This is a genomic window from Coleofasciculus sp. (assembly GCF_046539235.1).
GTDB lineage: Bacteria > Cyanobacteriota > Cyanobacteriia > Cyanobacteriales > Coleofasciculaceae > Coleofasciculus.
This window is the reverse complement of record NZ_JBKHHI010000194.1, coordinates 1-11,914: the sequence shown is the minus strand read 5'-3', so window position 1 is coordinate 11,914 and position 11,914 is coordinate 1. Positions and strand designations below refer to the sequence as shown.

Genomic DNA, 11,914 nt, shown 5'->3' with positions numbered 1-11,914 from the left:
ATGACCAATGACAAAGGACTACTCTTGTCAAGTTATGTTACATTTCTCATAGAGCAATTTCAAATCGGGTCAGTGTTCCCGATACAAAGATTCCGCCCCAGCGGTATTCAACACGCTAGCCCCTGAGCTATCTCATTTCCTGATAGACTTAACCCTATCCAGGATTAGCTCACACGCTTTCCAGCAATATCCTTCTAAAAATTCTGGCTTCATGTTTTCTAAGCAGGTAACTGAATCAAAAGCTTTTAACTGGTTTCAGGAGCGTCTAGAAATTCAGGCATTAGCTGAAGACGTAACATCAAAGTACGTTCCTCCCCACGTTAATATCTTCTACTGTCTCGGTGGCATTACTCTGGTTTGCTTTATTATCCAGTTCGCTACTGGATTTGCCATGACCTTCTACTACAGACCAACGGTCACTGATGCATTTGCGTCTGTACAGTACATCATGACGGATGTCAACTTCGGTTGGCTGATCCGTTCCGTCCACCGCTGGTCTGCCAGTATGATGGTGCTAATGATGATTTTGCACGTCTTCCGGGTTTATCTGACGGGCGGATTCAAAAAGCCACGGGAATTGACCTGGGTAACAGGCGTAATTTTGGCAGTCATTACTGTTTCCTTTGGCGTGACCGGGTACTCTCTACCTTGGGATCAAGTGGGCTACTGGGCGGTCAAGATCGTCTCCGGTGTTCCTGACGCGATTCCTGTAGTGGGTGCCTCCATCGTTGAACTCATTCGTGGCGGTCAAAGTGTGGGTCAAGCTACCTTGACTCGCTTCTACAGCCTACACACCTTTGTTCTTCCTTGGCTCATTGCCGTCTTCATGCTGCTGCACTTTATCATGATTCGCAAGCAGGGTATCTCTGGTCCCCTCTAAACTGCGATTCCTGACAAAGACGTGCTACTCTTTGGTGATTAAGGACATTTAAAATCATGTCAATTCTGAAAAAGCCGGATCTCAGTGATCCCAAATTACGCGAAAAATTGGCTCAAGGCATGGGTCACAACTACTACGGTGAACCGGCTTGGCCCAATGACCTGCTTTACACCTTCCCAATCGTGATTATGGGGACAATCGCGCTATGCGTTGCTCTAGCTGTCCTCGATCCAGCTATGGTTGGCGAACCCTCTGATCCGTTTGCCACTCCCCTAGAAATCCTACCGGAATGGTATCTCTATCCTTCATTCCAAATTTTGCGCGTTGTTCCTAATAAACTCTTAGGGATTGCGTTGACGGGAGCGATTCCACTTGGTCTAATCCTGGTTCCCTTTATCGAAAACGTCAACAAGTTCCAAAACCCCTTCCGCCGCCCAGTGGCAACCACTGTCTTTATGATTGGTACCCTGGTTACGCTGTGGATGGGTATTGGCGCGACGTTCCCCATTGATAAGTCGTTTACTTTGGGTCTGTTCTAAACGTTCAAAGTCTTTGAAATTAACACCTGTCGCTGTCTTAGTTATCTTTCAAGCTAAGGCAATGGCAGGTGTTATAGCAAATCGCTCTGGTGTATTTACAACTCCCTTACCTGAAACTGAGTCCAGATGGGATGTTCGTACAAACAAAGTGTAACTAGACCAGCGCGAAGCGCTATATATTGTGTTTAAAAAACTAGTGCATCGTGGCAGAAATAACTAACCAGTTAATAAGCTCCCTAAAAGCAGCTAAGCTGTCATGCATTTAAATTGGGTATTAGCAGCGAGCAAGATGCAAAGCCTGCGGCATGGCTTCGCTAAACGCACTACAAGGATTTTGCCATTCTTGACATTAAGGTTTAAATGCCGAACAGCTTACCATAGGTTCCTTATAGCCTTCTGCCCTCTGCCTTCGGACTTCTGCCTTCTTGTACTAGCTTTACAATGCTTCGACTACTAGCCGCGAACCCTCTGGGGATTTGTGAACCTTAACCTGGGTTGGTAATTGCTCTGCTAAGGCTCGAATGTGAGTAATCACCCCAATCAGTCGATCTTGCTGCCCCAGCGATCGCAAAATCTGGGTAACGCTTTCTAGGGTGTCTGTATCCAACGTTCCGAATCCTTCATCTAAAAACAGACTGCCCAACTCTACGCCCATTGACAGTTTTTCCGATAGTGCTAGCGCCATTGATAGAGAAGTGGCAAAGGTTTCACCACCAGAAAGCGTTCGCACCCGCCGGATTTCCCCTCCGTTCCAATTATCCTCAACCCAGTATTCTCCATCTTGAATTCTCAAGGCATAGCGAGAATCGGTTAACTCTTTAAGTCGCTCTGTGGCACAAGCAACTAACTCGGCTTGTAGATTCTCTAAGATGTAATCTTGAAATTCATCTGACTTGAGATTGCGTGATAGGGTGTAATAAATCTGTTCCTGTTCGGCAAACTGGGATTGCTCCTCTAAGAGTTTTTTGGCTTGCTTTTGCCTGTCTAGAGCAACCTCCATTTCTGCTGATAGTTGTGCCTGTTTTGCAGATGCCTGTTTAACCTGATCATCGGCAGAACGTTTGGCTTGGCGGTGTTGCTCTACTAATTCCTCGTCGGTTGTCCTTTTTCCAATGGAGCGGCTTATCTCTTGGAGAAGGGTAGATAACTGAACGTTTTGGCGTTCGTAATCCGCGATTGCAGTCTGCCATTTTTCCTGTTGTTCCGGAGTTACTTGAGCATCTTGGAAGCTCTCCTCAGAAAAGTTGACCGATTGTAATGTCTTAATCCATTGAGCCTCACGCTGTTCTCTTTCAGCACGGGTAGAGTCGGCTACCTCTTTGGCTTGTTTGTCTGTCTCGTCAGCTTGAATCGCACGTCTTTGCGCGGCGTGATAAGCCTCCTCAACAGTTTTTTGTTGGCGTTCCAGATCTTTCTTCTCTCGATCTAGGGTTTGGCGTAGAGTTTGGTAAGATTTACCATTCGTCAACTGATCTAGCTTGGCTTGTACTTCCTCAAGGTTACGCTGACGCTGCTCAACCTCTTGGCTAGTAGCTTGTACCTCCTCTAATACTGCGGCATAACTTTTCTGGGCAAACTGTAACCTCTGTTCCCACTTTTCCAGTTCATTCTCTGCCTTGTCTTTTACTGCTAATGCCTCATGATATTGAGTGTTACTATCAATCAGCGTTTGATGTTCCTGCTTGAGGGCGGAAATTTCCCAGTTTTCGGTATCTAAAACAGCACTAATTTTACTGTGACATTGAGTTAATTCAGCCTCATAATTTTCCCACTCCTGACGATCCTCTGACTCTTGGTGCTGTCGTGTTTCTAACTTCGTTTGTGCCTTTGCCAGTGCAGTAAAGGCTTGATGGGATACCTGTTCTGCTGCTGTCGCTGATTCTTGCAATGGGGTAATATCGACTTCAGCCGATTCTGACAGTGGGGGAAGTTGATCAGCTTCGGGGTAAACACCACCACAAACAGAACAGATATCTCCGGGTTGGAGTGAAGCACGCAGGGCAGCAGAATGATTGTGTCGAGTTGCGATCGCATTGGCTGCTTCGGCTTCTTTGAGTGTCGCTTTAGCGGTTTGGAATTTAGCTTCCGCTTGTTGGTGCTGCGAGGTAGCCTTTGCCAATTCGCGTTCTGCTTTTTGCCGCTCTTTTACCACTTTTTCCCATTTATTACGGGTTGATTGGGTGGTTTTATTAATGGCTTCCCATTGCGTTAATAAGAAGATAGCTTGGTTCAATGTCTCTAGGCGATCACCTCCAGGAGAGGATTGTGCCAGTTTTTCGTTAGCTGAAACAAGCTGTTCGCGAGCCGCTTTTTCTTTTTTTTGAGCCGATTGTAATTCTTTCTCCGCTTCCGAACATTTTTGCTCTTTTGACTTGAAAATTTTTGATACCTGTGTCACCTCCTGCTCATACTGTTGACGTTGTTCCTCGTAAGCTTTAGCCGTTGTTAAGTTACGTTCACGAACTTCTAGCTGTTCTCTTATTTCTGCTTGCTGAGTTTGGAAACGCTCGTATTTTTGACGCTGAGATTCTAAATCGGCTTGAGCTTGAGTCAGTTTTTCAACAGCGGCTTTGACATCATTTTCTGCTTTTACAGCTTCAGTTTTAGCCTCTTGTAGTAATCTCCAATCCGCCTGAAGAGTATTAGCCGCTTGAGCTTCATTTAATTTTTGCTGCAACGACGCAATTTTAGGCGCTTGCTCCTCTAGCTTAGCTAAATCCTCTTGCAATTCAGTTTGACGCTTAATTTGCTCATACAATCTTTCCTGATCATCGAGTAATTTTTGGGCAGTGGTAGCTGCTTCAGCTAATTCAGGAATTTCTGCTTCTAAAGCTTTCAGTTGCGCTTGCTTTTCCCGGATCTCAGCTTCTGTTGGCGCTTTAATTTCAGCTAATAATCGTTCTATTGTTTCGCGTTCAGTTTTAAAGCCTTTAACACGATCACTCGCTTCTTTTCGCATCCGCTCGAATATCTCAAATCCAGCTAACTGACGCAGAAGTTCTCGACGCTTGGTGGCGTTTCCTTTGAGAAACTCGTCAAACTGTCCTTGTGGCAGAACAATAACGCGAGTGAAGGTGTCGAAGTCCATACTTAAAATGTCTTCTATCTTCAGATCGCAGCGTTCCCATGTCCCATTTTGCCCTTTATCCAACAGAAGTTTTGTAAGGGGAGTACTGGGACGATACCGCCACGTTCTGGTTACTTTATATTCGGTTTGTTTGACAAAAAACTGAAACTCTACTTTTAACTCACTGGCTCCTTGACTCACCAGTTCACCGATATTGGATTTTCGAGCAACTTTTCCGTACAACGCATAAGTAATGGCATCCAGTAATGATGACTTTCCAGCTCCAGTTGATCCTGTAATTGAAAATAAATCAAGGGTAGAAAAGTCGAGAGTTTGACGAGTACGGAAGCTGGTAAATCCTTCTAGTGTAAGTTTAATGGGTCGCATCGCTTAATTCCTGATATAACGTTTCAAATTCTTTTAAAACCGAATCATCGGGAGTTGTTCCTTGGCGATCGCGCCAGTAGTTACGGAACTCTTCAACGGCGTCAAAGTGATTGGCATCTCGGTATTGTTGCCGCTTTTTAGTTTTAACTTCTGGATATTTCGGTTCTATAATCAAAGCTTGAGGGCAGACTTTTCGCACTTTGTCTGCTAAACCAATTTTTTGGGTATTGAGTTCGACAATTACTTTCAAAAAGCCGGGATGTTCTCGATTGGCTGCCAAGGTTTCATCTAAATCAGATTCATGACATCGGATAACCTTTAACGGTTTTTGGCAGGAAATTGCCTTAAACTCAACTTGAGCGGGTCTTCCGGGTTCAACGGTCACTAAATTAAATCCCTTTTCTTCTCCAGCTTCCCCAAAATCTACTTGAATCAACGAACCAGAATAATAGGTAGGAGCCGCGTTGGAAATCTGTTGCGGTTTGTGAATATGTCCTAAGGCAATATATTGAGCTTCTGATGGTAGAGTTTGCCCAGCCAGACTGTAGGTATCTCTTGTGTAATAGTCTACTTCCGAATACGCCCTGATCGCACCATCAATAGTCAGGTGTGCCATCACGATATTGACGCTATCCTCTCTAAATTTGCTAGTGAATTTTTTAAGGAGGTACTTAATTCTATCTTTATAATGTTGGCGTTGTTTTAAATCATCTTTGTCCCACAAATCCTCAGATTTCAACAACCTGCGTTCTGAAGCAAAAGGCATGGCGGCTACAGACAATTTACCGCTAGATGTATCGAGCTGAATAACTCCCCCTTGATTAGCTTTTCGGGGTCTACCTAAGGCATGAACACCCACATGAGAAAGCAATCTGGATACGCCATCAATGCGAAAAGCTGAGTCATGATTTCCAGCAATAACAACCGCTGGAATTTTAGCATCTCGTAGTTGGCAAAAGAAGTTATAAGCAACCTTTTCTGCATCAGCCGTGGGACTAGGTACGTCGAAGATATCACCAGCGACTAAGACAGCATCAATGTCTAGAGTTTTGGCTGACTCTAGTAATTCATTGAGCGCTGCCTCAATTTCTGGGGTGCGATCAACACCTTTAAGTCGTCGTCCTAAATGCCAGTCAGAGGTATGAATTAGACGCATAATTTTTCCTCCTAAAAACGGTCAAGATCATCTTCAAGTTGGGCAATTTCTGCTTCAGTCAAACTCGCTTCACTTTCACGAGTAGCATAGGCGGGGAAAGGAAAATTAATCAGTAATGGTGCGGGAACTTCCGGTTGATGGACAAACATACTGCCTGATTTCAGTAGGAGCGATCGCTTTCGACAAGCTCCGGTGAGAAAGTTATATTCTGAGCGTTCAGATTCAGCCGAATCGAGTCTACCAACAACCCGAATCGCGGCTTGTCCGACGACACGCCGTTCGACTTCTGAGGCGGTTTGTTGGGCACCAATCAGGATAATTCCTAGAGACCGTCCGCGTTCGGCAATTTCTACTAATAGGTTTTTAATCGGACTACGACCTTCGCGGGGTGCATATTTGTTTAATTCATCTAATACAATAAACACAACAGGGTTTTGTCCGCGTTTTTCTTTCTCAGAGAACAGCTTTTGCAACAGCACACCAACGACAAATTTTTGGGCTTTTCCACCCAGTTTGTTGATATCCACAATTGTAAGTTGATGGGCATCTGAGAGGGGGTCAAGGTGGTATTTGCTCAGTTGCTCTCTTGGCAAGTCTCCCCGAATCAAATGACCCATTTCGTTGTGAATTCCCCACAGGCGGCGAATTAATGCCTCAGCCGTAGCCGCAGCATTACGCCCCAACCAGCTATGATCAGGATTTTCTACCAGTTTGTCTTCTAGAAACTCCAGTAAATCTCTGAAGGTTTCAATCTCTTGTTTATCGAGAGCGCCAAAAGGTTCAACGTCCAAACGTACACCCAATTGACGGTTCGCTTTTTTATCGGCTCGGTCATTATCTTCGGCTAACCGTGCCAGTTTTTCCTGAACACCCGCCACTAAAAAGCCCAAATTACCGCGTTCTAAGTCTTCTCCAGCAAAGAGAAAACTAAACAATCGATCGCGACACAGTTCTCGGATACTCCACAGGTATACTGAGATATTATCGGAACGCTGGTCTAAATGGGGATCGACATCGTGAGAACCTTTCCTGGGAGCGGCACAGAAGCGGACATCGTTGAACGGCTCGACGGGGACTCCCAATGTCTGATAGTTGGCGTAATCTTCAGCTCGGAGTTTGCGATTAGACTTATCCAGGAAAAATAAATCCTCACCCTTAACATTGAAAATCAGGGCTTTCGTATTGGCTCGTTGAGCGCCAAGCGCCGCCGAGTTAAAAATGGAGTGCAGCAAAAACAACGCATAAGATGTTTTGGTTGCGACGCCTGATACTCCAGAAATATTAATGTGAGCGCCCTTCTCGCCATTGATAAATTCAAAGTTCAAGTAAGCCGGAAAACTGTTACGCATCATGCCTGCTGGAATGCGTTTTTCCATGCCATCAAAGTGTAAGGCACCCTTCAAATTTTCATCCACAGCTAGCTCGACAGGATCTCCAGGCTGAGGTGGTAAGTAGTCCTCCGGTTCAATCCGGGTTACTTGGACATGAGCCGCGTAGGATATGTTGGCTGGTAAACTGCCACTTTTGACCAAGAATGTGTCAGTATCAAATTGCGCTCCTTCATACATGGTGCGGACGTAATCCACCACACCATAAAAGCGAACCACTCCTGCACCATCAGGACGAGACGTTTGCACTTCCACCACATCATCTAATCGCAAAACATGACCCGGTGAAACGGCAACCCAAAACTCCAAAGGAGTGGCTTCCAGGGTGCCGAGAACAAAACCAATAGTTGTCGTCATGACATTACTCCTAAAGAGGCAAAGAAACCTCGGAGACGCCGTTCAATCACGGCTCTATCACCCATCCGTCGTCCCAACTCTCGCTCCAAGGCACCAACGGGAGTCAGATTTTGTGGGGCGCGGGGATCGCGGCAAGGATGGGAGGCATACTGGGGAATTAGAGAGGTACTTTGGTCGGCGATTTCTACTGCCTGGTCGAAGGGAACCGATTCGCTATACAACTCTAAGCGGACAAGTCCTTGTAGCTCATGATAACCCAAGCGCTTCAGGCAGATATCGGAGCTGCCAGAGCGTAGGTACCAACTCCAGCGTCGTCTTAAGTCACTTTTGTCTCGAATCGCGAAAATTGGAGTTCTCTCTCCGGGTGCCAACGTCCAAAGGAGAGCCGCACAGTCTCCGGATAGGTAGGTTTTACGCATCGTTTTGACGTAACCTAGTGTGGTATCCGGTTGACCATACCAGCGCAAATGCCCATCCCGAATAATTAAGGTTTCCGGTTGCTTTGCCAACAATTCCGCCGCCAGTCGATCCTCGGCTTTGAGCATGACATTCTGGATCAGAGACTTGCGAACTTGAGGCGTATTTTCATCACTAGGCGGAATGGGTTCGTAGACTAATTCAGCTTGGCTACCCAGAGGGCAAGGAATGCAAGTCAGTTCAGCTTGTTGGTTGCCACCAAAACCAACAATCCTGCGAATTGTCAAGTTTGAATAGGTGGCTGTACCTGTGGCTCGATACAAGTCTACAGCACCAACTGCGATCGTGCCAAAGGCTCCGTAATAAATGCTGTCTCTCTCTCCACCCACAACAGCCGCATCGATACGGCGACGCCCATCAATAAAGATGAGCCGATTGGGGAGTGCAGGCGGTTGTCGAGGTTTAAATGCTGTCCAGTCTTTTGTTTCGACGGTGGGATCAACTTCGCTTTCCGAGATAGAAAGTTCTTGATTCAGCTCAATCGGGGGTTCGTAGTCAGTCCCCCAAGGTTCAAGACGAAAGTTATTATCTCGCCAGAAATTAGTTGTATTAGTTGTAACAGTAGTTGTAACAGTAATTTTTGCCTCCTTTGAGAGAAAGTTAGAAGGTTTATTTTTTTAACATACGGTATAGTCATCGGTTGTACATCCGTGAAAACACGGATTAACGTAATTGAACCAGAATCCTATTCCTGGTTCAGCTAGTTGTTCGATCAGCTTGATTTGAGGAAAACCCAGCTTCTTAGCTTAATAAGATTGGTTTCCGTTGTCAACCCAACCGACAAGCATTACACCGTGGTGCTTTAGCTAGATTTATCAGATTTTCTTATCATTTTCACTTCGGAAGCGCCAGTGATATGGGAGAGAACAAGCTAAAGTGTGGCATGATTCTAAGTGTAGAGTTTCTTGTGGGGGTGCGCCATCGAGAAAGTGTCAAACCGCATATCGCGGTTTCCAAGCCGATGGGGCACAACCAACTGTAGGGTCGCAAGGCTTGCGCCCTTGGCAATATATCTCACTTGGAACTTGCTCTTCCTTTCCTGAACCGTCGTTGAGACAGATAGGACACTCCGGTTTCTTCAGTTGAACTTGTCAGTAGGGGACACAGACACAATTGACAACTCTAAAGAATACCCCAACTCATGATGTATTTGTTTTTCTAGAAATTTTTGCCATTGAAGGCGGTATTCAATCCTACGTCAAAAATATATTACAAGCGTATATATCCATTCAGGCTCAATCTGAAGCGGAGATAGAGGCTGAGGTATTTTTACTCCGGGATAGCCCAGATTGCGACAATCCATTTGATGTTCCCTGTCTACAATTCCATTACCTGAAAACCAAACCCCCCATGCTAGGGCGTCTCAGGCTAGCCGCAGTGCTGGGGCTTTGTTTATGGCAAAAACGCCCCAAGCATGTCTTCTGTGGTCATATTAACTTAGCCCCTCTGATTCAGTTTCTTTGTCAGCCATTGGGTATTCCTTACACAGTTTTGACTTATGGTAAGGAAGTTTGGCAGGAATTACCCAATTCCCAACGTCAGGCGCTGACTGGTGCGGCTCAAATCTGGACAATTAGTCGCTATAGTCGCGATCGCGCTTGTGCGGCGAATGACTTAAATCCCGATCAGATAAAGATTTTACCTTGTATGGTGGATGGTGATGCATTTACGCCTGGTGAAAAGTCTCCAGCGTTAATTCAGCGATATGATTTGGCAGGGGCTAAAGTACTAATGACTGTAGCACGTCTGTGGTCAGGGGATATTTATAAGGGAGTGGATGTGACGATTCGCGCCCTCCCCAAAATCGCGGCGGTTTTCCCAGAGGTGAAATATTTAGTTATTGGGCGCGGTGATGATCAGCCTAGATTAGCACAATTGACTCAAGAACTTGGTGTTCGCGATCGCGTGGTTTTTGCTGGGTTTGTTCCCACCAGTGACTTAGTTGAACATTACCGCATAGCGGATGCTTATATCATGCCCTCTCAAGAAGGCTTTGGTATTGTTTATCTAGAAGCCATGGCATGTGGTAAACCTGTGTCAGCTGGGGACGCCGATGGATCGGCTGATCCCTTACAAGATGGACGTTTAGGCTGGCGAGTACCGCACCGTGATCCAGACGCCGTAGCAGCAGCCTGTATTGAAATCCTCAAAGGCGAGGATCAGCGCTGTGATGGGGAGTGGTTGCGAGAACAATGTCTGGCTCAATTTAGCCGAGATGCTTTTCAGGAACAGTTTAAACAACTCTTATATAATTTACCTTGATAAACCCTAAAAAGGCAGTAGGGAAGCCCGTTTCTTGAATGAAAGACAAGCTACCCCACCGCCGTCTTATAGTATGGGTCATGAAAGATAAGCTGTTCGGCATTTAAACCATAATGTCAAGAATTGCGAGATCCTTGTAGTGCGTTTAGCGAAGCCATGCCGCAGGCTTTGCATCTTGCTCGCTACTAATACCCTGAATCAAGGTTTAGAAGGGAAAAGTTGCACTAAACCCGAACAACCCACTGCCTAATTAAGAAAAATTACTTACTGTCTTGAGATCCTTAAATTCCCCCGTGAAATCAGAAGCCTACACTGAACTCGGAGAGTCAGTGTAGGTAGTTCACAACTGTTCTAGTTCTTCCTTAAACAAAACATCAAGGAAAATTGCAGAACCTGTAAGGTAGGCAATCAAAATCAAGAATGTCAGCATAACCATCACCTCCACTATTTCATACGTCCACTTGGCTAGAGGTTATGCACATTAGTTGCAATTCTTTACAATCTTGGTCAACGCCCGGTTGAGCGATCGCCAGTCTGTGTGCCAATCGCCACCACCCTGCGCTGAACCTGGGACTGTTTCGCACCTGAACCCGAATACCCCTAGTCGCGGACTACCGCTCTATTTACATTTTTTCACTTTTGCGATCGCATGGGCAATAGAAATACCCGAAAAAAACCCTTCATTTTACCGTAAATCGGCGAAAATAGGAAATGCAAATGAATTATTCATAATTCATAACCATCCCTCATCGCCTTTTGATAAGCTTTAACCTGCCAGTCAATCCCCGTAATCGCTGTTCCCACTACCACAGCATCAGCGCCTAACTGGAGGGCTTGTTGTGCCATTTTGGGCGAAGCAATCCCCCCTTCACAGATGGTTGGCACGTCTAACTGTTTAACGATTTGGGACAAAAGTTCAAATCCTGGGGGTTGAAGATGTTGGGTTGAGGCGGTGTAACCATACAGGGTTGTTCCGACAAAATCAGCCCCAGCTTTCACGGCGGCGGTTGCGCTTTCAATCGTATCGATATCTGCCATAACGGGTTTCCCTAGTTCCTCGTGAATTCGGGGAATTAATTCAGAGAGGGTTTCCCCGCCAGGGCGTTGTCGTAACGTAGCATCAAGGGCAATAATATCAGCCCCGACTGACGCGATCGCATGGGCATGATGGAATTGAGGGGTAATATAAACCTCAGAACCCGGTATCTGCTGTTTCCATAATCCAATAATCTGCGTTTTCGGACATTGCTGCCGCACCGCTTGAATATGGGCAGGGGTATCAATTCGCACCCCAACCGCGCCCTGATTCACAGAGGCTTGCGCCATCGCCGCAATCACCAATGGATCATGGAGTGGCGAGTCAATGGGGGCTTGACAAGACACGATTAAACCGTGACGTAA

The 11,914-nt window shown here is 45.9% G+C and carries 8 protein-coding genes; 3 read left to right on the top strand and 5 right to left on the bottom strand.

Annotated features, from left to right (window positions below; genetic code table 11):
• The first annotated feature begins 211 nt into the window (after nucleotides 1-211).
• The gene (petB, locus tag ACLFWI_RS17250; RefSeq protein ID WP_446413937.1) at nucleotides 212-880 is read left to right on the top strand and encodes a cytochrome b6; all 669 of its coding nucleotides are present in this window, start codon (nucleotides 212-214) and stop codon (nucleotides 878-880) included.
• Between the two features lie 56 nt (nucleotides 881-936).
• Nucleotides 937-1,419 carry a cytochrome b6-f complex subunit IV gene (gene petD / locus ACLFWI_RS17245; RefSeq protein WP_006105395.1) on the top strand — a complete coding sequence of 161 codons (483 nt, stop codon included), beginning with the start codon at nucleotides 937-939 and terminating at the stop codon, nucleotides 1,417-1,419.
• Between the two features lie 436 nt (nucleotides 1,420-1,855).
• On the opposite strand, the gene ACLFWI_RS17240 is transcribed toward petD, so the two are convergent.
• Genes ACLFWI_RS17240 through ACLFWI_RS17225 form a run of 4 tightly spaced genes read right to left on the bottom strand, consistent with a single transcriptional unit; the run spans nucleotide 1,856 to nucleotide 8,580 of the window.
• Nucleotides 1,856-4,873, bottom strand: coding sequence for an AAA family ATPase (locus tag ACLFWI_RS17240; RefSeq protein ID WP_446413936.1), 3,018 nt, complete (start codon nucleotides 4,871-4,873; stop codon nucleotides 1,856-1,858).
• Nucleotides 4,860-6,029: a metallophosphoesterase family protein gene (locus tag ACLFWI_RS17235; protein WP_446413935.1), complete on the bottom strand. Its 1,170-nt coding sequence runs from the start codon at nucleotides 6,027-6,029 to the stop codon at nucleotides 4,860-4,862. The genes ACLFWI_RS17240 and ACLFWI_RS17235 overlap by 14 nt, the downstream gene beginning before the upstream one ends.
• An 11-nt stretch (nucleotides 6,030-6,040) precedes the next feature.
• Nucleotides 6,041-7,774 carry an ATP-binding protein gene (locus tag ACLFWI_RS17230; RefSeq protein ID WP_446413934.1) on the bottom strand — a complete coding sequence of 578 codons (1,734 nt, stop codon included), beginning with the start codon at nucleotides 7,772-7,774 and terminating at the stop codon, nucleotides 6,041-6,043.
• A complete protein-coding gene (locus tag ACLFWI_RS17225; RefSeq protein ID WP_446413933.1) occupies nucleotides 7,771-8,580 on the bottom strand; it encodes a DNA double-strand break repair nuclease NurA in 810 nt (269 codons plus the stop codon). The genes ACLFWI_RS17230 and ACLFWI_RS17225 overlap by 4 nt, the downstream gene beginning before the upstream one ends.
• A gap of 784 nt (nucleotides 8,581-9,364) precedes the next feature.
• Between ACLFWI_RS17225 and ACLFWI_RS17220 the strand changes: the two genes are divergently transcribed.
• A complete protein-coding gene (locus tag ACLFWI_RS17220; protein ID WP_446413932.1) occupies nucleotides 9,365-10,513 on the top strand; it encodes a glycosyltransferase family 4 protein in 1,149 nt (382 codons plus the stop codon).
• A 726-nt stretch (nucleotides 10,514-11,239) separates the two neighbouring features.
• Here the strand turns inward: ACLFWI_RS17220 and ACLFWI_RS17215 are convergent.
• Nucleotides 11,240-11,914 (bottom strand): N-acetylmannosamine-6-phosphate 2-epimerase (locus ACLFWI_RS17215; RefSeq protein ID WP_446413931.1); only part of this gene is annotated, 675 nt, incomplete at its 5' end.